The 22487-nt window shown below is 50.1% G+C and carries 24 protein-coding genes and 1 pseudogene; 19 read left to right on the forward strand and 6 right to left on the reverse strand.

Annotation, left to right across the window (positions count from 1 at the left end; all coding sequences use genetic code 11):
• The first annotated feature begins 33 nt into the window (after positions 1-33).
• The 10 genes and pseudogenes from JOD01_RS20055 to JOD01_RS14075 form a co-directional block, all read left to right on the forward strand.
• Positions 34-231: a 3D domain-containing protein gene (locus JOD01_RS20055; RefSeq protein ID WP_420829090.1), complete on the forward strand. Its 198-nt coding sequence runs from the start codon at positions 34-36 to the stop codon at positions 229-231.
• The gene (locus JOD01_RS14035) at positions 228-725 is read left to right on the forward strand and encodes an NUDIX hydrolase (RefSeq protein ID WP_204518947.1); all 498 of its coding nucleotides are present in this window, start codon (positions 228-230) and stop codon (positions 723-725) included. Before JOD01_RS20055 ends, JOD01_RS14035 begins: the two co-directional genes overlap by 4 nt.
• Positions 722-961: a hypothetical protein gene (locus tag JOD01_RS14040; protein WP_204518948.1), complete on the forward strand. Its 240-nt coding sequence runs from the start codon at positions 722-724 to the stop codon at positions 959-961. The genes JOD01_RS14035 and JOD01_RS14040 overlap by 4 nt, the downstream gene beginning before the upstream one ends.
• 40 nt (positions 962-1001) lie before the next feature.
• Positions 1002-1550, forward strand: coding sequence for a hypothetical protein (locus tag JOD01_RS14045; RefSeq protein ID WP_204518949.1), 549 nt, complete (start codon positions 1002-1004; stop codon positions 1548-1550).
• A 12-nt stretch (positions 1551-1562) separates the two neighbouring features.
• Entirely contained in the window at positions 1563-1958 is a 396-nt protein-coding gene (locus JOD01_RS14050) for a hypothetical protein (RefSeq protein ID WP_204518950.1), read from the forward strand.
• Positions 1959-1984: 26 nt separating this feature from the next.
• On the forward strand, positions 1985-2251 hold the full coding sequence (locus JOD01_RS14055) for a helix-turn-helix domain-containing protein (protein ID WP_204518951.1): 267 nt from the start codon (positions 1985-1987) through the stop codon (positions 2249-2251).
• Positions 2252-2529: 278 nt separating this feature from the next.
• Positions 2530-2733: a hypothetical protein gene (locus JOD01_RS14060; protein ID WP_204518952.1), complete on the forward strand. Its 204-nt coding sequence runs from the start codon at positions 2530-2532 to the stop codon at positions 2731-2733.
• 273 nt (positions 2734-3006) lie between these two features.
• Positions 3007-3162: a hypothetical protein gene (locus tag JOD01_RS14065; RefSeq protein WP_007785689.1), complete on the forward strand. Its 156-nt coding sequence runs from the start codon at positions 3007-3009 to the stop codon at positions 3160-3162.
• A gap of 83 nt (positions 3163-3245) precedes the next feature.
• Entirely contained in the window at positions 3246-4772 is a 1527-nt protein-coding gene (locus tag JOD01_RS14070) for a recombinase family protein (protein ID WP_204518953.1), read from the forward strand.
• Positions 4773-4836: 64 nt separating this feature from the next.
• Positions 4837-5334: pseudogene (locus JOD01_RS14075) on the forward strand (DUF444 family protein); the annotation flags it as partial.
• Between the two features lie 107 nt (positions 5335-5441).
• Here JOD01_RS14075 and JOD01_RS14080 read toward each other — a convergent pair.
• The gene (locus tag JOD01_RS14080; protein WP_204518954.1) at positions 5442-7142 is read right to left on the reverse strand and encodes a methyl-accepting chemotaxis protein; all 1701 of its coding nucleotides are present in this window, start codon (positions 7140-7142) and stop codon (positions 5442-5444) included.
• A gap of 315 nt (positions 7143-7457) precedes the next feature.
• Here JOD01_RS14080 and JOD01_RS14085 point away from each other — a divergent pair, with 315 nt between their 5' ends.
• The 4 genes from JOD01_RS14085 (at position 7458) to JOD01_RS14100 (ending at position 10479) form a co-directional block, all read left to right on the forward strand.
• Entirely contained in the window at positions 7458-8705 is a 1248-nt protein-coding gene (locus tag JOD01_RS14085; RefSeq protein ID WP_204518955.1) for an ArnT family glycosyltransferase, read from the forward strand.
• A gap of 3 nt (positions 8706-8708) precedes the next feature.
• On the forward strand, positions 8709-9068 hold the full coding sequence (locus tag JOD01_RS14090) for a DMT family transporter (protein WP_204518956.1): 360 nt from the start codon (positions 8709-8711) through the stop codon (positions 9066-9068).
• Between the two features lie 102 nt (positions 9069-9170).
• A complete protein-coding gene (locus JOD01_RS14095; RefSeq protein WP_239565468.1) occupies positions 9171-10010 on the forward strand; it encodes a decaprenyl-phosphate phosphoribosyltransferase in 840 nt (279 codons plus the stop codon).
• A gap of 40 nt (positions 10011-10050) precedes the next feature.
• Positions 10051-10479, forward strand: a complete 429-nt coding sequence (locus JOD01_RS14100; RefSeq protein ID WP_204518958.1) for a divergent PAP2 family protein — start codon at positions 10051-10053, stop codon at positions 10477-10479.
• 67 nt (positions 10480-10546) lie between these two features.
• Here the strand turns inward: JOD01_RS14100 and JOD01_RS14105 are convergent, their stop codons facing one another.
• From JOD01_RS14105 to JOD01_RS14115, 3 genes are all read right to left on the reverse strand, one after another.
• A complete protein-coding gene (locus JOD01_RS14105) occupies positions 10547-10933 on the reverse strand; it encodes a RidA family protein (RefSeq protein ID WP_204518959.1) in 387 nt (128 codons plus the stop codon).
• Positions 10934-10964: 31 nt separating this feature from the next.
• Positions 10965-12215, reverse strand: coding sequence for an MFS transporter (locus JOD01_RS14110; RefSeq protein ID WP_204518960.1), 1251 nt, complete (start codon positions 12213-12215; stop codon positions 10965-10967).
• Positions 12216-12278: 63 nt separating this feature from the next.
• Positions 12279-13418 (reverse strand): winged helix-turn-helix domain-containing protein, encoded by a 1140-nt coding sequence (locus JOD01_RS14115; protein WP_204518961.1) that lies wholly within the window; start codon positions 13416-13418, stop codon positions 12279-12281.
• Between the two features lie 130 nt (positions 13419-13548).
• Between JOD01_RS14115 and JOD01_RS14120 the strand changes: the two genes are divergently transcribed.
• The 3 genes from JOD01_RS14120 (at position 13549) to JOD01_RS14130 (ending at position 15523) form a co-directional block, all read left to right on the forward strand.
• Entirely contained in the window at positions 13549-14637 is a 1089-nt protein-coding gene (locus JOD01_RS14120) for a nitric oxide synthase oxygenase (RefSeq protein WP_204518962.1), read from the forward strand.
• 63 nt (positions 14638-14700) lie between these two features.
• Complete coding sequence (locus tag JOD01_RS14125; RefSeq protein WP_204518963.1) at positions 14701-14838, forward strand: hypothetical protein; 138 nt, start codon at positions 14701-14703, stop codon at positions 14836-14838.
• A 271-nt stretch (positions 14839-15109) separates the two neighbouring features.
• The gene (locus JOD01_RS14130) at positions 15110-15523 is read left to right on the forward strand and encodes a cupin domain-containing protein (RefSeq protein WP_204518964.1); all 414 of its coding nucleotides are present in this window, start codon (positions 15110-15112) and stop codon (positions 15521-15523) included.
• 277 nt (positions 15524-15800) lie between these two features.
• Here the strand turns inward: JOD01_RS14130 and JOD01_RS14135 are convergent, their stop codons facing one another.
• On the reverse strand, positions 15801-16490 hold the full coding sequence (locus JOD01_RS14135) for a response regulator (RefSeq protein ID WP_239565459.1): 690 nt from the start codon (positions 16488-16490) through the stop codon (positions 15801-15803).
• Between the two features lie 2 nt (positions 16491-16492).
• The gene (locus JOD01_RS14140; protein WP_420829089.1) at positions 16493-17689 is read right to left on the reverse strand and encodes a sensor histidine kinase; all 1197 of its coding nucleotides are present in this window, start codon (positions 17687-17689) and stop codon (positions 16493-16495) included.
• 383 nt (positions 17690-18072) lie between these two features.
• Between JOD01_RS14140 and JOD01_RS14145 the strand changes: the two genes are divergently transcribed.
• Together JOD01_RS14145 and JOD01_RS14150 are read left to right on the forward strand one after the other, a co-directional pair.
• Entirely contained in the window at positions 18073-21195 is a 3123-nt protein-coding gene (locus JOD01_RS14145) for an efflux RND transporter permease subunit (protein ID WP_204518965.1), read from the forward strand.
• Positions 21196-21229: 34 nt separating this feature from the next.
• Complete coding sequence (locus tag JOD01_RS14150) at positions 21230-22471, forward strand: efflux RND transporter periplasmic adaptor subunit (protein ID WP_204518966.1); 1242 nt, start codon at positions 21230-21232, stop codon at positions 22469-22471.
• Positions 22472-22487 lie beyond the last annotated feature (16 nt).

Below are 22487 nucleotides of genomic sequence, written 5' to 3' on the forward strand. Positions count from 1 at the left end.
GCAACCGGCGCGAAAGTAGCCCAGGGCCGCACGATTGCCGCCGATTGGGACGTACTACCGCCAGGAACGATTGTCTACATAGAAGGCCTGGGAGAACGAATCGTAGAGGACAAGGGCGGGGGCGTAAATGGCCGGCACATTGACTTATATTTTGACGACCTGGACACAGCCCTGGAATGGGGCAGACAGAAACGCCAGGTATGGATTGTGAAGAAGGGGGCAGGGGAATGAGGGCAGCAGAAGTGTTAGAAGCCCTGCGAAGATACCACGGGCCTGCTGGTAGAGAATGGGCCTTTTTTGAAGAATTACGGGCTGGTACAGGTTATGGCCCAAAATCTGAACAGCGTTTTGATGCCTGGGCAATTAACCTTTGGCCTAGTAAGGGCATGATGCGTAGATGCTATGAAATTAAAGTAAGCCGCAGCGACTTTTTACATGAACTGCGTAACCCTGAAAAGAGACAAAAAGGGCTGGAACTATCCAATGAATTTTATTTTGTAACGCCAGCCGGTCTAGTAGACCCGAACGAAATACCCGAAGAAACCGGCTTAATCGAAGTAAGAGAAATGGGCTGCCGTATCGTGAAAAAAGCACCTTATAGAACGGTAACAGACCCGCCTTTAAGCTTCCTGGCCACTATTGCAAGAAGGGCTGTAGAGTACGAACAAACTGCTACAGAATTGCGGAAATATATCAGAAACATGGAGGGGGCGGCCCATGAATGATACGGGAATACGCCGAAGTCAAGTACCGGCAACGCATTGACCCCCAGCAGCCAAAGCCGAGGGTAAAGACCAAGATAAAGCCGCTTCCTGCCAGGGGTATACGGCAGCTGCTACGTGAAATTGAGCGCCACGGCCACGACCTGGTAAGCATAAGCCGCATGACGAAAGACGAATACCTGGCCAGGAAGGACGAACTGGCTAAGAAACGGGAGCTGAAGGCACATGATAAAGGCTGAAATTAAAAAAGGCTTGCAAGCCTACGTGATTGATTTACCCATGTTCATTAGCTTGGAAGAAGCATATAAGTACGCCGTAATCTTGGCCACTGGTCAGGAATACCATACGCAGAACGACCTTATTTTAGACCTGGGGACAAGCCAGCACTACGACCATATCAAAGTATGGTACGAACAGCCGCAGCTTCCAGGCTTGCCGATGGTTGAGCCGCCGCAGGCGGCAGGGCCGAAGGAAGGGCCGATACCGTTTACGGCCCGCCTTACGTTCCTAGAACAGAAGATACAACTGGAAGGCGCACAGGAAGAGTACGCCGACAAAACGTACTATCTGCCGGCATTTATCAACGGCGTAGCTGCCCTGGATGCCATGAACAGCGACAGCCTGGAAAGCCTGCTGCTTCATTACGCCGCAAGTACCGGCGTACTGGCTACAAACACCGTGGTAGTCATGCCACACGCTGCGCTGCCCGACTTAGAAGAAGCGGTAGCATACCTGGGCGATTATGTGGACGAAATCCGAAAAACTGCCGGCGTACCACCCCAACGTAAGACCGCCAGGGCGTACACGGGATGGAACGAAAAGGGGTAAGGGGGCGCTGCCATGTTCGTAAAATATTGCCCCAACTGCAAGACAGAATCTTTCAGCAACGAAAAAGGCGGGGCTTGGCCCTGCCCCAACTGCAAGACTGACCTGGCCCATGAACCGGCGTACCCGATTGCTGCGGCTGAAAGCGACCAGGATGATACGCCGAAGGCCAGCCAACCATTCGGCGTACAAGACGCAATAAACACATTCCCGCCAACCGGTGAAGAAATTAAGCACGGCGTACTAGCTTTTGTCTGCGAAGTGTGCGGAACGCCGCACTTTATGAAATCGCTAGAAGCCGAAAGTATCCTACTGGACTGGGAACGTGTCGTATGCGGCTTTTGTAACCAAAGCAGCCCGATACCGGCGCAGCTGCTGCATGAAGTACGCCAGGCGAACGGCTGGGACTAACTACAATTACTGTGGAGGCTCTTTCTATGAAATTGACGGTAAAACAATCAGCGGTTTTAAAAGCAATGACTACAGAGTGGCAAACACCGACACAGATCGCGCGTGTGATGCAAATGCAGGGAACCTTGGATGAGCATAAATCGAGCGATTATTGGGTTGAAATGAACGGCAGCTCCTATGTTAATCAACCATTAAAAGCGCTAATACGCAAAGGACTCGTTAAGATGAACCCCGATAAACGTGGGCAATACCGTTTAACACCAGGTGGGGTAGCAATTCAGGAAACAATTTGAGGGGTAGGGGGTTGGAATTATGACGCAAAAGGAACGGGAACTACAAGGGACGTACTGAACGCCTGGAAAGCAGAAACGGCCCGTATCCTGCGGGGCGTGGTATGAAACGCACCTGGTACGAAGCAGCTGCACGTAAGGCGGGCCACGTTAAAGGCATACGCTTTCGGATGTACCGGCGCTGGGGCATGTACCCGATTAAGGCATATATTCCCCACGCCGACCCCCAGGACTTCAAGACCTGGAAGGAAGCCTATGAATGGGTAAACGGGGTGTGAAACGTGATAAAACTCAACCTATCGGAAAAACAAAAAGCAGCCGTACGGCAATACGCTGAATGGGCAGAATCGGCGGCCAATGACCCTACTAAAACGAAGCTGGCAAAAAGCGTTTTGCTAGATCAGGCAGCCGCCTACCGTAAACTGCTGACCATTGACATAACACATACAGGGGACATAAAGAAAGAGATTCAACGGGCGTTTTAATCCTAACAAGGGAGGAAAGCCATGAACTGCCTAGATTGTGGCCATAAAATGACGTACCTGCGGCCTGGCATAAACAGCCGCAAGCGTGGGGCCTGGCATTGTTACCAATGCGGTAAGACGTACAGGCAGCTGACAATTGACGACTTCCTGCACCCGATGGACAAGGCCAGGAAGCGCCTGGAACGTAGAAGGCGTGGCCAGGAATAAATATGGGACGCATTAGAAAAACGGACAAGCGGCCCCGCATAGACTTTTAATGAGGGGGGAGGGCGTATGGCTTTCAAGGTGAAGGTAACTTACGGTGACGTACACATTAGAGACTGGTACGCCGAATGGATAAAGAAATACGCAAAGGAAACCCTGGGTATGGACGTAAGCGTGAAGATAGTACCCAAAGAAGAAACCGAAGAAGTGAAGGAAGCGACATAGAAATATGTCGCTTTTTAGTTAATTAAGGTACTTCTATTTTTGTTGTAGGTGTGGCATAATTAACCATAGAAAGGAGGCCGCAAATGAAAAAAGTCAAGTGTGCGATTTACGCCCGTGTCAGTACGGACAAGCAAGGGGATTCCATCGAAAACCAGATAAGCCAGGCCAAGGAGTACATACAAAGGCTTGGCCCCAATTATGAATATGACGAAGAATTGATTTTTGTTGATGAAGCCGTTTCTGGCTACTATACAAGCGTGTTTGACCGGCAGGCCATGAAGAACGCCAGGGAAGCCGCCAAGAAGCAGAAATTCCATGTGATTCTGTTTAAGGAAATCAGCCGTGTAGGAAGGGACAAACAAGAAAACCCTGCAATTATCGGCTCATTTGAACAGTACGGCGTCCGTGTAATTGCGATTAACGACAACTACGATTCCCTTAACAAAGACAGCCTGACATTCGATATTCTTTCTGTGTTATCGGAACAAGAAAGCCGGAAAATTTCTGCTAGGGTTAGTAGTGCGAAGAAGCAGAAAGCGAAACGGGGGCAGTGGAACGGGGAACCGCCGATAGGCTATAAAGTGAACAGCGAAACAAAAAAGCTGGTCATTGACGAAGAAAAGCGGAGCATACCCGAACTGATTTTCAGATTGTATACCACCGAAGGGCTGGGGACGTTCAAAGTGGCCCAAACGCTGAACGCCCAGGGCTTATTGACGAAGAACGGGAATCTGTGGAGCAGAAAAACGATCAACAATGTGCTGACCAATCGGGCGTATATCGGCTGCGTGGTGTACGGAACAAGACGAAATGAACTAGAAAGAACGTATGACGACACAGGGAAAATGAGTAAGCGGAAAGTCCAGCGGCTAATTAAAGACGCAGAATGGACAATCATCGAAAATGCCCACCCGCCGATCATTGACGAAGAAACATTCTACAAGGCGCAACAAATTTTGAACCAACGAAGCCACCACAGAACGCCACGTAGGGCGTATCACCCCTTAACGGGTATCCTGGTTTGCAGTAAGTGCGGGGAAGGCATGGTATGCCAGAAGCGAACGCATAACAACAAGGAATACCGGTACTATATCTGCAAGACCTACCACAAGTACGGCAGAAGTGCCTGTGACGTGGCGAATGTCAATGCAGACGTGATAGAGGGGCATGTCATTGAGGTAGTCCAAAAGCATTTTGATTCGCTGGAACTGGACGAATACATGGTTGACCAGGGCAAGGACGATGTGCTGGAAAAAATCGAAATGGACATTAAAGCCAGGATGAAGCAAAAGGAAAAGATTCAGAAAGACCAACGGGACTTATTCGCACAACGGGACTTGTTCACCGAAGAAAGCTACACGCAACAGATGATGGAACTAAAAGGCCAGGCTGAATTTATCGAAAAGGAAATCCAATTCATCCAGCACCAAAAGCAGCTGCATCTTCAATCGGAAAACGATAAATCGGTACTGCAAAAGCTGCGTGAATCGGCCAAGGATTTGCGAAGCTTTACCACCAGGCAGCTGCGGGACTTCCTGCATGATGTTATCAACGAAATCAAGTTTGACGGTGAGGAAATCGCTGTAGACTTCAAATACAAATTTAGTTAATTATGAAACGTGCGTAAGTATGGGCTTCCCTTAAATAGACTAGCTTATTTATGGGATACGCATATCGATGGGCGTCTTTGAAAAATACATCGCTCGCAGCTTTTTCTTCTGGATGCTCCGCTTTTTGCGCACCAAATACGAGCATGTGGAAATTGTGTTCATCGCCCATCACACGGAAGCAAAAGAAGTGACGGAAGATGTGTTTTTCTCCAAAGGGGAGAGCGGGGGAACGATTTGTTCTTCCGCTTACAAAAAAGCGATCGAGATTATCGACAGCCGCTATCCGTTGACGCAATACAACATTTATCCGTTCCATTTCTCCGACGGGGACAATTTAACTTCGGACAATGAACGCTGCCTGAAACTGGTCAAGGAACTGATGGATCGCTGCAATATGTTCGGCTATGGCGAAGTCAATCAATACAACCGGCACAGCACGTTAATGTCGGCCTATCGGCATATCAAGGACCCGAAATTTATGCATTGCGTCATTCGGGAGAAGGGAGAGGTCTATAAGGCGCTCAAAGAGTTTTTTGGCAAGAAGGAGCAAGTGGCGACCTGACCCGCCTGCACCTCGACCAAACCAGGCAAACTGACACCTGCGCTTTTACGACAAGAAGCCCCCATCAACTGTGTTCAACCACGTTGGTGGGGGCTTTGGCGTGTTCGCTATACTTTAAAACGGTGAATCAGTGCGTAAAGCTGCTCGGCCATTGCCGACAAATTGTCGGCAGCTTTGGCGACTTCCGCCATCGAAGCGGTCTGTTCTTCCACGGACGAGACGATCGTCAGCGTATTGTTTTTGGCTTGTTTGGAGATTGAGACCACTCGCTCCATGGAAGCGCCCATTTCTTCGGTACTGGCATGGGCGTGTTCAATCGTGGCTGCTACTTCGGCGGCTTGTCCATTCAGATGTTGAATGGCCGACAAAATTTCCCGAAAGGCAATGCCGGCCATATCCGTAATCGCCAATCCTTCCGCGATAAAGCCTTTTCCTTCCTGTGTCGAGTGGACGGCCCGATCAATATCTTGCCGGATTCCATCAATGATCGTCTGGATTCGCGTCGTTTCCCGCTGGGATTGCTCGGCCAGCTTGCGCACCTCGTCAGCGACAACGGAAAAGCCTTTGCCGTGTTCGCCGGCCCGCGCTGCTTCAATAGCCGCATTGAGGGCCAACAGATTGGTTTGTTCGGCAATGCCGTTAATGGCTTCCACGATGCCAAAAATTGCTTGCGACTTTTCGCCAAGGGCGTTTACCACTTCTTCTGTCTCGGTTGAATGTGTCGAGAGAGCGGTCATCTGGTTACGCACCTTCGTGATGACCTCATTCCCGCTTGTTGCCTTTTCCGTCGCCAACTGCGAGCTGTCCGCGACCTGTCCCATGCTGACGGAAATATCATGCATGCTTTTGAGTATCTTTTTCATCGCTTGATTGGAACCGTTCACGCTTTCCATTTGATATTCGGCGCCATCAGCTACTTCCTGAACCGATTTGGAGATTTCTCCGGTGGCATAAGCAGTCTGGCTGGAAGAGGCGGTCAATTCTTCCGAGGTGGCTGTCACGTCTTGGGCGCGATTCGCTACCTGCTGGATCATTTCCCGCAGGTGAGCGGTCATTTGGTTAAAATCTTTGGTAAGGAGCCCAATTTCATCTTTACTCCGAATTTCCAACGGCTCCAGGGTAAAATCGCCTGCCGCCACCAATTCCACTCGCTTGGCGACTTTCACGATCGGACGGGTGAGGTAGCCAGAGAGGAGATACCCGAGAATGATCGCTGCGAGCAGTCCGATGAACGCAAAAATAGGGGCCATCTTTTGTCCGTTCTCGCTTGTTTGGACGGCTGCTTCTTTGGCGGCCTCGGCATTTTTTTCATTAATCTCAATGAGCTTTTCCAGAATCGGGCGCGCTTGTTCAAAGGCCGTGTGGGAAGAACTCATAGCTGCTTGCAATTGTTCCGGTTGGTTCGCCTTTACGGCGGCTATCGTCTCGTCGACACTCTGCTGGTATGTTTTCCAGTTGGCGGAAAATTGCTTGTATAATTGCTTTTCTTCATCTGTGGTCATCAATGATGCGTAACGGTTCCAGTCTTCGCTTGTTTTTGCTACGGACTCTTGTATGGCTGTTTCAATCTCTTCTTGATGGGTTGGATCAATTTGGGTTGCATAGGCCATCAGCATCCTCTGTGAATCGACCACATCCGTACTAAGTTTTTCCAGATTGATCACATTAGGCATCCAGCGGTATGCAACTTCATTCAACTGTGTATTTGCATTGAAAAGATTGTTTATTCCCGCACTGTTCGTGAAAAACAGAACAGCCGTTAGTCCGAGAAACGCTGTCATGATCTTTTTGCGGATTGTCCACTTCATTTGCGTAAAAAACCTCCTGTTTGTTTGCCGCTATCCACTGATTGATCGGTTCTGATCTATATGTACCACGGATGGGCGAGCGTTAAACCTTTTTAGCTCGTGTCGGCCAATCTTTCGGTTAAATCTTTGAGTTGCCAATGAGACAGTCTACTTGACGTCGGCGGCGGTATTGAAAAATCTGGTAATATATGATTATAATGTAAAATTGCCTCATATGCTTCGCTGTAACCTTTTGGAACGATGCCTCGTCTAAGCAACTGATCGCAAGAAATAATTCACTAACCCCAGTCTTTTAATAAAGAGGTGTTTCTCCCTTTGCGAAGAACATTCGAAATCATTTGGATACTCATTATTTTGCTTGCCGCAGTAGTGCTGCGCATTGACTTTAATTTGAGGTATCCGGCCGAGCTGTTCGGCGATTCCGTTTATATGGCCAGATTTGCCGAAGCGGTTGCGCAAACAGGGGCTTATCCGACAGATTTTGGCATCTATTGGTCGCCAGGTGTTGTCTACTTCCTGGGATGGCTGATTCCGCTGATTGGCAATGAACACAATTATCTCGCTTATCGGCTGCTGCAAAGCGTGCTTTCGGTCAGCTGTCTTGCCGGGTTTTACCTGCTGGCCAGACTGTGGTTCGGCCGTCTGCCGGGGATGCTCGCGCTGCTCTTGCTGGCGTTTTACCCGCCGCTTGTTTTCTACAGTTCATTGATCTTTGCCGAGAATTTGTTTTTTTGGTTGGTTCCCTGGCTGTTGCTGGCACTCTACAAATGGCGTGAAACTGGAGGACTCTTCTATCCGGTGATGAGTGGAATACTGTTTGGCTTGATTCATTTGGTTCGGCCGATTCTGATTCCTTTGCCCGTCATTTTTGTCGTCTGGTTTCTGCTTACAAAACAGCGGGAGACGTATCGGTCTTTCTTTTTCCGGCAAATCCCTGCCTGCGCGATCGCCGGCTTATTGATCCTCACTCCCTGGATCGCCCATAACTATGCACTGTACGGCAAAGTCATCACTTCAAGCGCTGTCGGCGGTCTCAACTTTTATATCGCCCATAACGAGAAAGCCAATGGCAAATGGGTCCAAGTGGATGTCAACAGCGATGTGATCAAGCTTGCCGGGACGCCGGAGGGTGAGAAGCGAGGCTATGAAGAAGGATGGAACTATATCCGCACCCATCTGGACGAGGAACTGAAGTTGCTGGGAACAAAATTCAGTCTGTTCTGGACGAAAACGGGGCAGTTTTGGGACGGAAGTGCCACGCAGTTTTGGGAGCAGACGTATGGAATTCCGCTGATCGAGATGAAGTATTTGACGTATCTGTTTCTGATGTTCCTCGTTATGGAAATCAGACGGTGGAAAAGCTGGTTCCCCCTCGTCGGGTATGTTGTCGCTTATCAGACGATGATCCTTGTCCTTTACTATGCCGACCGATATCGATCAATCGTGGAACCATTTCTGCTTATCTTTGCTGCAGTTGTTCTGGCAAGGGTCTGCGTTTGGCTGAAGCAAGGGTGGATAGGCTTGTTTCGCTACCTTCGCAGTGTGCAAAAACAGGGGGTGTAACGAATGGGAAAATCTCTTTTGTTGATCTTGCTGTCCGTGCTGCTTGGTGCTGGCGGACAGGTGGCGATGAAGTGGGGAACGATGCAGGTGAAGGCCTTGCAGAGCGGCGTGCTGCATCAGCTTCTTCAGTATTTGCTTCATTGGTCTGTATTGCTGGGACTTTGTTTATATGCTCTTTCCGCACTTGTCTGGATTCTTGCCATCGCCAAAGTAGACTTGACTTACGCATACCCGATGGTGGCTTGCGGGTATGTCGTGGTGTTTCTGCTTTCCTACTGGCTCTTTCAAGAACCGGTTTCCTGGCAACGCGCAATTGGATTAGCGGTTGTTGTAGTCGGGGTGTTGATTATTTCACAATCGTAGTCGGAGGGGGTTGTTAATCACATGAATAAAACATACGAAGCTCATTTGGAACATTCACGCAAAGAAGGCCTTTTGGGAACAATCCGTCTGTTATGTGTCCAAATGCGTCCGAAACAGTGGAGCAAAAACTTGCTTGTTCTTGCTGCGCTTGTGTTTTCATTCCCAAACGTGACGATGACGATGTTTATGCAGTCGATTGTCGGGTTTTTGCTGTTTTCCTTTGTTTCCGGCTGTGTCTACATTTTGAATGATTTTGTTGACAGGGAAGCGGATCGCCAACATCCGGAAAAACGAAACCGTCCGATGGCCTCTGGGGCATTGAATCCGTATATGGCGCTCTTATTTGGTCTCATTGTATTGATCGTGTCTATCGCAGGGGCGTTTGTTTTTAATGTTTCGTTTGGCGTCTTGCTTACCATCTATTTTATGAATAATCTTGCATATTCGTTGCGCTTGAAACATGTGGTGATTGCCGACATTATGGTCATTGCTTCCGGCTTTGTGCTTCGCGCGATTGGAGGCGCATTGGTCATTCAGGTGCCGTTTACGCCGTGGTTTTTGATTTGCACCATGTTGCTTGCCCTGTTTCTAGCCATCAGCAAGCGCAGACATGAATTATACCTGCTGCAAGAGAACAAGACGGAACACCGCAAAGTATTGGAAAGCTACAACCCCGATCTGCTCAACCAGCTGAACAGTATCGTCACCTCGGCAACCATTACCAGCTATGCGCTGTTTACATTCACATCCGGTCGGACGCTTTATTTGATGTGGACGATTCCTTTTGTCCTCTATGGGATTTTCCGCTATTTGTATTTGATCCATGTAAAAGGAAAAGGCGGGAAACCGGACAAGATCTTGTTCGAAGACAAACATATTTTGTTTACCGTCATTTTGTACGCGATTTCGGTGATGGTAATTTTAAGCAATTTTGAACGTTAAGAAGTGTCTACAATTTGGTCAATGACAGGTGGGACGCAGAGTGGCTTACTTTTTAGCACCTTTCATCGGATGGTTGGTTTCCGGAGTGGTGAAATTCGTTATCAATTATTTTCGTTTCGGCGCTGAAGCCAGGCATCGTATCGGAAATGGCGGCTTCCCGAGTACACATACGACTGTGATGGCGTCAACCGTCATGCTGATCGGTTTTCAAGAGGGATTCTTTTCGCCGGTTTTTGGTTTGGGAGTTGCCGTTGCCTTTATCGTCATCATCGATGCGACTGGCCTCCGCCGGGCGGTTGGCCGACATGCCGAGCGACTCAATCGTCTGGCCAGGGAAGGCTTTCCCCAGGAGGGGATGGACAAGCCGCTTCGTGAGAGCATGGGACACACACGGCTTGAAATTGCCGGGGGCCTTGTCTTGGGCTGCTTGGTCGCTTATATGCTCCACGCTTTGTCACGCTTCAGCTGACGGGCGAAAGGGGGGGGAAAGATTCGGCTTTGCGAGCCGAGAATCTTTCCCCTTTTCCTGTCCTTGCTTAGCGGGCAGCCCACGCTTCCACCTCGACCTTAACAGCGGGTTGGACCAGTGCCGTGACATAGGCCAACGTGGTTGAGGGAGGATTGCCGCCATGGAATTCGTTCCAGATGGTCACGAAGGCAGCCCGATCGATCAACTCCGTCATCCAAATATTGATTTTCACAATTCCTTCAACGGAAACGCCTTCGCTTGCCAAATTTCGCAGCACATTGTCAAGGGCGTTTCGCAGTTGTGCTTCAATGTTTGTGGGGAAGTTTCCCTCAAGATCGTTTCCTACCTGTCCGGACAGGACAAGAATTTCCGCATCTCTCGGGATGATGGAGAGATGAGCGTAGGAACCTATCGGTGGAGCAAGGTTTTCCGGGTTTTTGCGGATGATTTTCAAAACGTATCCTCCTAATTGTTTGTTTGCGAATTTAGACAGAGGCCTGATCCGCTTGCGTGGACGGGCTCTTTTTTCTGTTCGCTGTTCCCCAGATCAGACGCTGACAGACAATTCCGCCGAGGCCGATCAATATGATCGCATAACCGATCCAGCGAAACGATAGGCTGGCTCCGATCGTTTCGATCAACAGGCCCCCCAGCACAGGCGCGGCCACAAAGACGGCACTTTGCATCGTTTCAAAAATGCCGATCATCCGGCCGACTGCTTCTTTCGGGCTCTCCTTTTGCAATAAATAATTCGAAGCGACGGAAGCAAGGCCTGTGCCCACGCCGCCAAGCAAAGCGGGAAGCAGCAGCCAAATCAAGGATTGACCTGCTTGATAATGGCCAAAAGCGGCGAACAGCAGTCCGACCAGCAACATTCCAGCGCCAAACATCCAGCCGTATTGACGGATCTGTTGCCAGCGATTTAACCAGGTTACGACCGACAGGGCGCCGATCCCGATAGCCGAGACCGTCCAACCGACCAGTTGGGGATAGGCTGGCGCCTGTTCGCGGAACAGCACTGGAAATTGGGCGTCAACCATTTGAATCGCCATGATCCCGATTAACGAAAACAGCAAACTGAAAAACAGCTGGCGGTTGCCGAACAAGATCGCCCAACCCGCAGTCCAGGCTTGAACGAAGCTCTCGCCCGGTTGACTGGATTGCGGCGAATCCGGGAGCAGGCGAAATGGCTTGATTTTTCGTAAAAAGCAAACGGACAGCAGGAAACAGCCGGCGTTGATCAAGAGGCAAAGCTTGGGTGAGGCGATCGCGGCGAGCGAACTGCCGATCAGCGGACCAAAAATTTTGCCGGTTTGAAACACCATGCCATTGAGCGTGGTAGCTTTCAACAGCTGCGCTTCGCTGACGACGGCCCGCGTCATCGCTTGTTGGGCCGGTGTATGGAAGACGGCGGCGACGGAACGGCAAAAGATCAGCGGCAGCAGCCAGTAGACGTTTGGGGCCACAACCATCAGCAATGTGATCAGCACTCGCAGCCAATCGGCCAGCAGCATGATCGTCAGTTTGTTGCAGCGATCGGCGATAATCCCGGAAAGCTGCCCAAAAAGCAGGCCGGGCCCGGCATACATCAAGGGCAATAAGCCGATTGTCAGCGGATCGGCGTGCCAGACATAGGCAAGCAGGATGGCAATGGCGATAAAGTCAAACCAGCTGCCGAGCGTTGCCAAAGCGTAGGCGATAAACAGATTGCGAAATGAGCGGTTTTGCCTCAGCATCTCAGGTCATTCCCCTTTCACGGATTGTTCCTTTTATGATAAAGGGGAAATGTCAGAAGAATATCAGAGAGAGCGGGCAAACAGCCGATCGATTTTTGGCTCCAATTCCATGAGGCGAAAGTGGTTGACATATTGTTGCCAGCGCTTCTGATAGCGATCCAGCCATTCCGCATCGCAGCGCCATTCGTGCAGGAAAAAACAAAGATGACGGATTCCTTGCAGCAGATGCGGGATAAATCTTGTATGCAGCAAAATTTGATACCCGGAATCGACCGTTTCCCGCGCGGCCGGTATATTGCCGGTTTGATACAGCCATAATCCCCGGATCAAGGCCAGCAGTCCTTCTTCGCGTTGGTACGGTTGCCGGGCCGCGTCCAATCGTTGGCGAGCCTGATCGATCCACTGTTTGGCCAAAGCGGTATCGTTCTCGAGCAATGCAAGATAGCTTTTGGCAAACAGCAGATGCAGCGTAAAACTGTCTGATCGGATGACGGCGGTTTCCTGTTCGGCCAGGTCAAGCTGTTTGGCTGCCTGGGCAAACTGTTTTGTCTCCGCATACATCGTCACCAGGTTGATCTGCAGTTCGGTGGCCCAGTTTCCGGGAAGGTTCTCTCTTTTTTGAAGCAAGCGCAGGCAGAGCTCAAGCGTGCTGTTCGGCTCTGTTTTGATCATCCAATGAAGGTGGAGCAAATAGATGAGCTTTTCCCAAAGCGGCAATTCATCGGCATCGGCAATCCAATGAAAATCCCCGGTGACAAAATGAAGATAGACGGAGTAAAAAGGATGAGGGTCCGCTCCGAGCAGTTGATGGTGCTCAGACAGTATTTGCATTGCTCCGCCCATGCCCAGACCGTGATACGTTTGCAAAAGCTGATGAACGTTTTCGGTAAGCTGCGGCAGGGGGGCGGGCGGATCGAACGGTTCCGCAAGATGAAGCCGGTAGCCGTAGCCGCGAACGGTCTCGATGCGGAGGATATCGTTCCAACGGAGCAGTTTTTTGCGCAATCGATAAATATGGTCGTCCACCGTTCGATCGGTCGGCTCTTCCAACCCCCATACCCTGTCCAATAACTCCGCTCTTGATAAGGAACGGTTTTTGCTTTCATACAGGCAGAACAACAGCGCATATTCTTTTGGAAGCAGCGCGATTTGTTCATGGCCGCGCGCTACGGCATACTGGTCAGGATAAAAAAGCAGGCCCATCCGCTCACCTCAAAATTGTCTCGGGTTGAAAAGTTTTCCGTTTTGTCATCGGCGATTTTTCTTGCCGCAAGTCTCGTTTGGTATAATCCATTATATAAGAAGAAGAAAAATATGGATATGCGAGGTTGTCATGCAACAATTCCATCCACTGTACGAAGAAGCGGAACGATTCATCACCAGCTGTTATGAGGAGCTGGGCAAGACCTCCGGCCAGATTGCGGACAGGCTGGAGCAAATTCGCCGGGAGATTGCCACCAGCGGGTTCTATGATCACACGTATGAAGAATTGGCGCATGGAGCGAGAATGGCTTGGCGCAACAGTAACCGGTGTATTGGCCGGTTGTTTTGGCAAACATTGGAGGTCTTTGATGCCAGACAGCTGGACAGCGAAGATGAGCTGGCGGCGGCAGTCTGGAAGCACATCGAATTTGCGACGAACGAGGGGAAAATCAGGCCGGCGATTACGATCGCCCGACCGGAGCGCGCGGGAAGACAGATACGCATTTGGAACCATCAGTTGATTCGCTACGCCGGTTACGAATCCGAGAGCGGGGTTGTCGGCGACTCTCAATCGCTGCGCCTTACAAAAGCATGTCAACGCTTGGGCTGGAGGGGAGAAGGTTCCTCCTATGATGTGCTGCCTTTGGTTATTCAAATCGATCAACGGCCGCCAAAATGGTATGAAATTCCCCGGTCGCTCGTGCTGGAAGTGCCGATTCGCCACCCGGAGCGGAAGGAGTTTGCGCAACTGCAAGCTCGTTGGTACGCCGTTCCGTTTATCTCCGATATGGTGTTGGAAATCGGCGGGATTCGTTATACGGCTGCTCCGTTCAACGGATGGTATATGGGTACGGAAATCGGGGCCCGCAATCTCGCCGATCCGGATCGTTACAATCTGTTGCCGGAAGTGGCCGCCTTGTTCGGGCTTGATACCCGAACGAATCGCTCGTTGTGGAAGGATCAGGCACTGGTTGAGTTGAACCGGGCTGTGCTGCATTCCTATCGGGAAGCCGGTGTTAGTATCGTCGATCACCATACCGCTGCGGAACAGTTTCGTTTATTTGAACAAAGTGAAGCGGATCACCGGCGTCAGGTGACCGGCAATTGGGCTTGGTTAATTCCGCCAATGTCTCCGGCCGCGACCCATATTTATCATAGACGATATGACAACACGATCCAAAAGCCAAATTTTTTCCGCCAAGCGCCGTTGTATGAATAAATTTTCCATGCAGGCTCACACTAAGCGCAAACAGGACGAAAGTCAGATGGAAAGGTGAGAGCTTTGAAAAAGGACAACGAGGAAAAACAGGTCAATGATCTCGATTACAATCCGATCGACCCGGCGTTTACGCCAAAAGAATTGGCCGAACACAAACCCAGATATCGCGTGAATGATCCGCTTCCCCCCAAAACGGAATAACCGTCAAAAAGAGCACTGGCGCAGTGCTCTTTTGCGTTGTACCGGCAGTCTGACTGTTTGGTTTGCGAGGTGGCGCACTCTTGGTAACGCATCGCTTCAACCAATCGATCGTCTGGGCTTTCCCACAACGGGAAAAACATTTCCGCTTTTGTCTGGAAGGTGGAAAGAAACTTCCCGGGAAAAGCAGCAAGTACTGCCCAATACCGCTGGCACCAAACTTGCTTTTCCTGAGTAGGTATCAGTTCATTAACTTTTGCGGGGGGAAGCGGACATGGGTGCAATCAATCCGAATCAAGTATCGACACATTCTTTCAACTGGGGAATGATCAAATGGTTTGTCACGCCGGAGCAAACGGAATCGGCAAAGGTAACGTGCGGAGAAGTGATCTTGCTGCCGGAACAAGGGCATGAGCGGCACAATCACCCTGATGCGGAAGAGATTCTATATGTATTGTCCGGTGAAGGAGAGCAGATGGTGAATGACGAACAGCCTTTTGCGATCAAAGCCGGCGATATTATCTATATTCCCCAAGGGATTTACCACTCCACCTACAATGTTGGCTGGGAACCGTTGCGCCTGCTCGCTTTTTACAATCCCGGCGGAGCGGAGAAAGGTTTGACTGCTTTGCCCGATTTCAAGGAAATACCAGCAGGGAAAATGCAAGGTTATATTCGCGCGGAATAATCGGATTGACAGAATCGAGAGAATGGGGAAGCATTGTTGCAGAGAGATCTGCGGGCAATGCTTTTTTTTCGCTGATCGTACCTGCCGCGGTAAATCTGTCAACAAATTGCGACATTCTGCCGATGAATATCGCAACGGGTTACCAGCAAAAAAACTCCCAACCGCCGCAAAATTCTTTTTCGCCAGCAGTTGAGAGATTCGCTTCAATCTTCACAGACTTTTTACTCATCAAGCCGAAGGATTTGTTATATAATGGGATGGATGCTTTCTCCAAGCGCTATTTTACAAGTTTATGGCGAAGCGCCAAAGCAACCGCTTGTGTCCGGTCATCCACGCCCATTTTTTGCAGGATGCGATGGACATGCGTTTTAACTGTGCCTTCGGAAATAAACAAATTTTGCGCAATTTGATCATTGCGGTATCCATAGCTTAATTGCTGAAGCACTTCCAGCTCCCGTTCGGTCAATTCGTCGAGCAGAAAATGATGCTCCGCCGGCGCAGGCTGCGGTTCAGCGACTGGTTGTGTCTTCAGGATTTCTGCCAGCGCCTTGGCGGCGGTAGCTGTGTGAAACAGCGCTTCTCCCTGATAGGCTCGCCGGATCAACTCCAGCATTTCCTGCGAATCGGCGTCTTTGAGCATATAGCCTACGGCTCCGGCGCGGATACCGTCCACGACATAGTTTTGCACATCAAAGGTGGTCAGGATCAAAATCTTGGTCTGCGGCAATGTTTTTAAGATCTCTCGGGTCGCCTCAATTCCGGAGCATTTCGGCATTTGCACGTCCATCAGGATCACATCGGGACAGAGCTTGCCAGCCAGTTCAATGGCTTCTTGTCCGTCTGCTGCCTCTCCTACAACTTCCATGTCGGATTGAACTTGTATCACGTAACCCAATCCTTGCCGAATCATCGTCTGATCATCGGCAAGCATCACTCTGATTTTGCGTTTTGAACTGTTTTCCGCCATGATCAAGTATCCCTTTCTGTTTCATCTTGAAAAGGTACTGCTGCAATAATCTGAAAACCATGCGGCTCGCGCGGGAAATATTCCAGCGTGCCATTCAGCTTGCCAATCCGCTCTTTCATTCCCGTCAGTCCAAATCCCGGTGAAAAGTTGTCCGCTTTAGTAATTTTTCCATCATCGAGAATCGTGAGGATGATGGCACCCGCTTTCTTTTCCACGATCACTTGCAGATGCTTGGCATTGGAATGGCGCAGCGTATTGGTAACGGCTTCCTGCAGCACCCGATAGAAGACGAGGGTGATTTCCTTTGAGATATTCATCTCCTGTTCAGGGGCAATCAGCTCGCAAGCAAGCCCGGTATTGCTTGCGGTTTGTGACAAAAAGGCGCGCAGCGGTCCCAACCCGATGGAATGTTCGTCAACGGCCAGCGTGTGCACGGAGCTGCGTATTTCTTCCAGACTGCGCTTCGCCACAAACAGCATGTTGTTGACGGCTTCTTTGGCATGCGCGGGCCCTTCGTGAAGCATGTATTGCAGCGCATGAAGCTGGACAATCAAAGAAGTGAGGCTGTGTCCCAGGGAATCATGGATGTCGCGGGCAATTCGCGCACGTTCTTCCAGCACGGCGATTTGCATCGTCTGGACCGCCGCTTCCTGCAGTTCATTATGGGCATCTTGCAGTTCCTCGTGCGCCTTTTGCAACTCTTCCAGGTGTTGTTGGTTTAGTTGATAAGCCCTTTTTTCCACCCGGTAGCCGCGGGCGCCGATATAGCAGCCAATATAGGTTAATACAAACGAAACGACATTTAAATAGGAACTTTCCGTAAAGAGGATGAGCGCTGAAGTGACGGCGAAAAAAATAACGGCGTAAACCAGGGACAGCATCGCTTCCATATGGACGCCGATTACAATACAGAGCAAGAGCATCATGCCGAACGAATCGTTTCCGAAGAAAAACCCTTTCAGCAAAGTGATGATCCCAAGTACGAGCACCGCCGCCTGAATCCGCAGATTCGTTTTCCAGTATTTTACCGTAGCGAACAAACACAGGTAACAGCAAAACAGCAAAAAGGACAGAAAAAATTGCAAGGGAGGAGCCTTTGCATAGGCATTGGGCAACCAGGTGAGCAGCATCATCAAGAACAGCCAAATAAACGCAAACGGCTTTCGGATCGCTGCTGTAATCAGTCGGTCAAACAACACAGCATCTCCTCTCCTGAATCTTTAATTTTAATTCTAACATGGAGTGTCATCCATCTCCAGATAGACCGGACCCGCAGAGTATTGTATCATCTGATAGAGCAATTGAATTAATTTTTAACTTTCTGGTAGACTTATTTGCTTCGGAGAAGACTTACAATTAGAATGTATAATTATTACCGAGCATTTGGAAATGAAAAACAATTGAGAAGGAGAAAAAAGTGTGGGAGGATCATACTGATGGAGAACGAGCTGTAACTGGCCGACGATTCCAACACGCAAGACAGAGCACATCGTTATTGTCCAGTAAAATCTTGCAATATGGCCGCTGGTTCAAACAGGTTTACATAGCGGCGGGCTTAACTTGATTAAGAGAGGTGAATAAATTGAATATATCTGAATTCTCGATTAAACGACCGGTTACGATTATTATGTTGACGGTCGCTATGTTAATTTTTGGGATGGTTTCGCTGCCTCGCTTGGCAATTGATTTGATGCCAGACATGGAATTTCCGGTGGCCGTCGTCGTAACCTCCGTGGACGGCGCATCGCCGACAGAGGTTGAAAAACTGGTCACAAAACCGATTGAAGATGCGTTGGGGACCGTTTCCGATCTCGATTCGATCCGGTCAACGTCCAATGAGGGTGCCTCGATGGTTATCCTGCAGTTTAACTGGGGGACGGATCTCGATCAGGCTACCCTGGACATGCGGGAAAAGGTAGATCAGGTGCGCGGACAACTGCCCGATACGGCTGATGCGCCGCGGGTCATGCGATTCGACCCGAACAGTCAGCCGATTATTCAATTGGCCATGACCGGGAAGCAGGATGTCAACCAATTGAAGCAAATCGCCGAAGATATGATTGAGGCTCCGTTGGAGAGAATTGATGGTGTCGCCGCCGTTTCTCTCGCCGGCGGTCAAGACCGCATTGTTGACGTGACTCTTGATCCGGACAAAATTGCTTCCTACGGACTGACGATTGATCAGATCAAGCAGGCCATCGCCAGCAACAACCTCTCCGCTTCCGCAGGGGAAGTGCGGGAAGGGGAGAGCAAGCTGAATATCCGTGTTGACGGAGAATTCGCCGATGTTGAGCAAATTGGGCTTACACCGGTTGTTACCGGCAATGGCTCTCTTCGCTTGAAAGATATAGCCGAAGTAAAAGATACGCGGGAAGAAGTGAGCCAGGTCAGCTATGCGGATGGCGTACCGAGCCTGGGCATCTCTATTACAAAAGCTTCCGGCGGCAATACGATCGACATTGCCGATGCCGTGAAGAAAGAATTGGCGAAGATCGAGAAAACCTTGCCCGAAGGGGTTCAGGTGAAAACCGTCATCGATACATCTACCTATATTAAAGATTCGATTTATTCAACCGGCGAACACGCCTTGCTCGGCGGATTGATCGGGATCGTTCTGTTGCTGTTCTTCTTGGGCAGCTTCCGCTCGATGCTGATTGCCTTTATCGTACTGCCGGTTTCTATCGTCGCTACCTTCTTGCTGATGTATATGACCGGCCAGACGATCAACCTGATCTCTTTGTCGGGTCTTACCTTGGGCTTAGGTTCGCTGGTTGACTTCGCGGTCGTTATTTTGGAAAATATTTTCCGCCACCGTGAACAAGGAAAAGGCATGATGGAAGCGGCTTTGGATGGTTCCAAAGAGGTAGGCACGGCCGTTATGGCATCCGCGTTGGCTCAAATCTGCGTATTTTTGCCGATCGCGCTGACAGAAGGCATTGCCGCCGAATTGTTCGGACCATTGGCTTTGACCGTTGTGTTTTCCCACATTGCCGCATTGGTTTTCTCGATTATGCTCGTACCAATGCTCAGTTCACGCATTTTGAAAAAATTACCGAATCATTCTTTGCATGAAGGATATCGCGGGATCAACCCGTTGGTCTGGTTTAATATTGGCTTCAAAAAGGTGGAGCATGGCTACTACAGACTGTTGAAATGGGCTTTGGGCCACCGCAAAACGATTATTTTCGCCACCATTGTCATGCTGGTCGGTTCCTTGGCATTAACGCCGATGATTGGTGCGGAATTCATTCCGAGCATGGATCAGGGTCAAGTTACGATCAATATCAAGATGCCGAATGGGACGGTCTTGGCCGAAACCGAGAAAGTGGCAAAACAGGTGGAGCAAATCGCTGCCAAGGTACCGGAACTTGATATTATGGCCACATCGGTTGGGGCTACCTCTTCCCCTGTTGCCAGTACGGCTTCCTCCAACCAGGCGACCATCTATCTGATCCTGGTCGATGTGGAAGAACGAACGCGTTCTTCTGTAGAGGTGATGCAGGATTTGCAAAGCAAAGTGAAAGATATTCCGGGGGCAGAAATTACCGTTTCTTCCGAATCCGGGTTCTCAACCGGCTCTCCAATCTCGATCAGCATCAAAGGTGACGATCTGGATGTCCTGCGAGACATCAGTGATGTTGTGAAAGAACAAGTGCAGGCGATTCCGGGAACAACCAATGTGGAAAGCAGCCTGGAAGATTCCAAACAAGAATTCGAAGTAAGTGTAGACGCCGAAAAAGCCAGTCTCTACGGCTTGACGACCAGTCAGATCATCTCGGCGGTCCAAACCGCTTTCCAAGGGCAAACAACGACGAAATACCGGACTGGCGATGATGAAATTGACGTTCGGATCAAAATGCCGGAGAATTATGAGGAAGATGTCAATTACCTGAAAAACTTGCGGATCACAACGGCCAGCGGTGCGCAGATCGCGATCAGTTCTGTCGCGCAATTGGTTAAGACCGATATTCCGCTCTCCATCAACCGCGATAATCAGACCCGGACAGTTGAAATCACGGGTGATGTCGCTGGACGTGACTTGAACTCGATTATGACGGACATTCACGCCAAACTGGATAAAATGTCGCTGCCGGATGGCTATTACTTTGATTTTGGCGGACAAAGCGAAGACATGGCTGAATCGTTCAGCAGCCTGGCACTGGCCATCGTGCTGTCTGTTGTGCTGGTTTATATGGTTATGGCCGGTCAGTTCGAATCGTTTTATAGTCCATTTATCATCATGTTTTCGGTTCCGCCGACGATTACCGGCGTGCTGATCGGTTTGCTCGTCACGGATACCCGCCTGAGTGTAATGGTGTTGATCGGGTATATTTTGCTGGTCGGTCTCGTTGTGAACAACTCGATCGTGTTGGTCGATTATGTCAACCAGCTGCGGGCAAAAGGATGGGAATTGCGCGAAGCGATCCTGCATGCAGGACCGATCCGTCTGCGTCCGATCTTGATGACCACGTTGACGACGATTTTGGCGATTGGGCCGCTGGCGCTTGCGCACGGTTCCGGAGCCGAATCGCAGAAACCGATGGCGATCGCCGTTATCTTTGGTCTGAGCTTCTCCACATTGATTACGCTCGTGCTTGTTCCGGTTGTCTTTACCGTATTCAATGACATCGGAGCCAAGTTTAAAAACAGACGGGAAAAGAAACGGCTGAAAAAGCAAAAAAACAATCCGGTTATAGAAGCATAGCCATATGTGGGAATAAAGGAGGGAGAATCCAATCATGAAGAAACGGAATATCACCATCATCTTATCAGCATTGCTTTTGCTGGCCGGTTGTTCCAGCAAGGAAGCTGCCGAGCCGCAGCCTGCCCAACAGGAAGAAACGGTAACACCGGTGATTGTCGATACAGTCAAGAAAGGGGCAGTAAATCTGGAAGCCGGCTTCACCGCCAAACTTGCTCCTTTCCAGGAAGTCCAGGTCAGCTCGAAAGTCAGCGGCAAGATTACTTCTCTGCCGGTGAAACTGGGACAGTATGTCAACAAAGGGCAAGTATTGTTTCAACTAGATAAACAGGATTTGGAAAATTCGGTTCGCCAGGCGGAGGCAGCTTTGCAGGTTTCCCGCGCCAATTTGCAACAGTCCGGCAACAGTTCGACTTCCGGGCTGGAGCAAGCGAAAAACAGCTTGAGACAGGCAGAGCAAGCGTTGGCGGATGCCAAACGGGACCAACAACGGATGCAACAATTGTTTAGCCAAGGCGCGATCTCCGCGCAGCAAATGGAGCAAGCCAACACGGCCTTGACCAATGCGCAAACGGCTTATGACAATGCCAAGCAAACGCTGCAATCCGCGCAGCAGATGAGCAGTGTCGTCGTTTCGGAAGCGTCGGTCAAACAGGCCGAAGTCAGTTTGCAAAACGCCAGGGAGCAGTTGGCAAACGCAACGGTTACCGCGCCGATCAGCGGTTTTATCGCCAGCGTTGACGGAGAAGTAGGGCAAATGGCCTCGGCGCAAACGCCGGTTGTGACCGTGGTCAACACCAATCCGCTGCTGGTGAAGGCGAATCTGTCCGAGAACGATATTCGCAACGTCAAAGTGGGAACAGTCGCGAAAGTCACCATTCCTTCATACGATCAAACGATCGATGCGAAAGTGACCGCGGTCAGTCCGGTAATGGATGAGCAATTGAAAGCTTATCCAGTGGAAATTTCCATTCCGAATCCAAACAACGAACTAAAACCCGATCTGGTCGTAAATGTTGTCTTCCAAACCGGGTCTGGTGACGACAAGTTGGTGATCTCCCGCGCTGCCGTCGTCGAAAGCGGAGGCAAGCAGTATGTTTACAAAGTGGAAGGGGACACCGCCAAGCAAGTCGAAGTGACCACCGGGCAAAGCAGCAGCGATTATATCGAGATTGTTTCCGGTCTAGCCGAAGGAGATCAGATCGTGGTCAAAGGGCAAACGATGTTGAAGGACGGCAGCAAAATTTCGATCGCCAAGTCCGAAACAGAAAGCAAATAAGCAGCATTCACCAAGA

Origin of the sequence: Brevibacillus fulvus, from assembly GCF_016908525.1 — a bacterium.
GTDB classification, from domain to species: domain Bacteria; phylum Bacillota; class Bacilli; order Brevibacillales; family Brevibacillaceae; genus Brevibacillus_G; species Brevibacillus_G fulvus.

What these genes read in the sequence shown, in the direction of transcription:
- JOD01_RS14035 (WP_204518947.1), top strand. Translation starts at nt 228, where the DNA reads ATGAGGGCAGCAGAAGTGTTAGAAGCCCTGCGAAGATACCACGGGCCT.
- JOD01_RS14040 (WP_204518948.1), top strand. Translation starts at nt 722, where the DNA reads ATGATACGGGAATACGCCGAAGTCAAGTACCGGCAACGCATTGACCCC.
- JOD01_RS14110 (WP_204518960.1), bottom strand. Translation starts at nt 12,215, where the DNA reads ATGCTGAGGCAAAACCGCTCATTTCGCAATCTGTTTATCGCCTACGCT.
- JOD01_RS14070 (WP_204518953.1), top strand. Translation starts at nt 3,246, where the DNA reads ATGAAAAAAGTCAAGTGTGCGATTTACGCCCGTGTCAGTACGGACAAG.
- JOD01_RS14065 (WP_007785689.1), top strand. Translation starts at nt 3,007, where the DNA reads ATGGCTTTCAAGGTGAAGGTAACTTACGGTGACGTACACATTAGAGAC.
- JOD01_RS14080 (WP_204518954.1), bottom strand. Translation starts at nt 7,142, where the DNA reads ATGAAGTGGACAATCCGCAAAAAGATCATGACAGCGTTTCTCGGACTA.
- JOD01_RS14150 (WP_204518966.1), top strand. Translation starts at nt 21,230, where the DNA reads ATGAAGAAACGGAATATCACCATCATCTTATCAGCATTGCTTTTGCTG.
- JOD01_RS14115 (WP_204518961.1), bottom strand. Translation starts at nt 13,418, where the DNA reads ATGGGCCTGCTTTTTTATCCTGACCAGTATGCCGTAGCGCGCGGCCAT.
- JOD01_RS14050 (WP_204518950.1), top strand. Translation starts at nt 1,563, where the DNA reads ATGTTCGTAAAATATTGCCCCAACTGCAAGACAGAATCTTTCAGCAAC.
- JOD01_RS14135 (WP_239565459.1), bottom strand. Translation starts at nt 16,490, where the DNA reads ATGGCGGAAAACAGTTCAAAACGCAAAATCAGAGTGATGCTTGCCGAT.
- JOD01_RS14090 (WP_204518956.1), top strand. Translation starts at nt 8,709, where the DNA reads ATGGGAAAATCTCTTTTGTTGATCTTGCTGTCCGTGCTGCTTGGTGCT.
- JOD01_RS14120 (WP_204518962.1), top strand. Translation starts at nt 13,549, where the DNA reads ATGCAACAATTCCATCCACTGTACGAAGAAGCGGAACGATTCATCACC.
- JOD01_RS14045 (WP_204518949.1), top strand. Translation starts at nt 1,002, where the DNA reads ATGTTCATTAGCTTGGAAGAAGCATATAAGTACGCCGTAATCTTGGCC.
- JOD01_RS14055 (WP_204518951.1), top strand. Translation starts at nt 1,985, where the DNA reads ATGAAATTGACGGTAAAACAATCAGCGGTTTTAAAAGCAATGACTACA.
- JOD01_RS14095 (WP_239565468.1), top strand. Translation starts at nt 9,171, where the DNA reads ATGCGTCCGAAACAGTGGAGCAAAAACTTGCTTGTTCTTGCTGCGCTT.
- JOD01_RS14130 (WP_204518964.1), top strand. Translation starts at nt 15,110, where the DNA reads ATGGGTGCAATCAATCCGAATCAAGTATCGACACATTCTTTCAACTGG.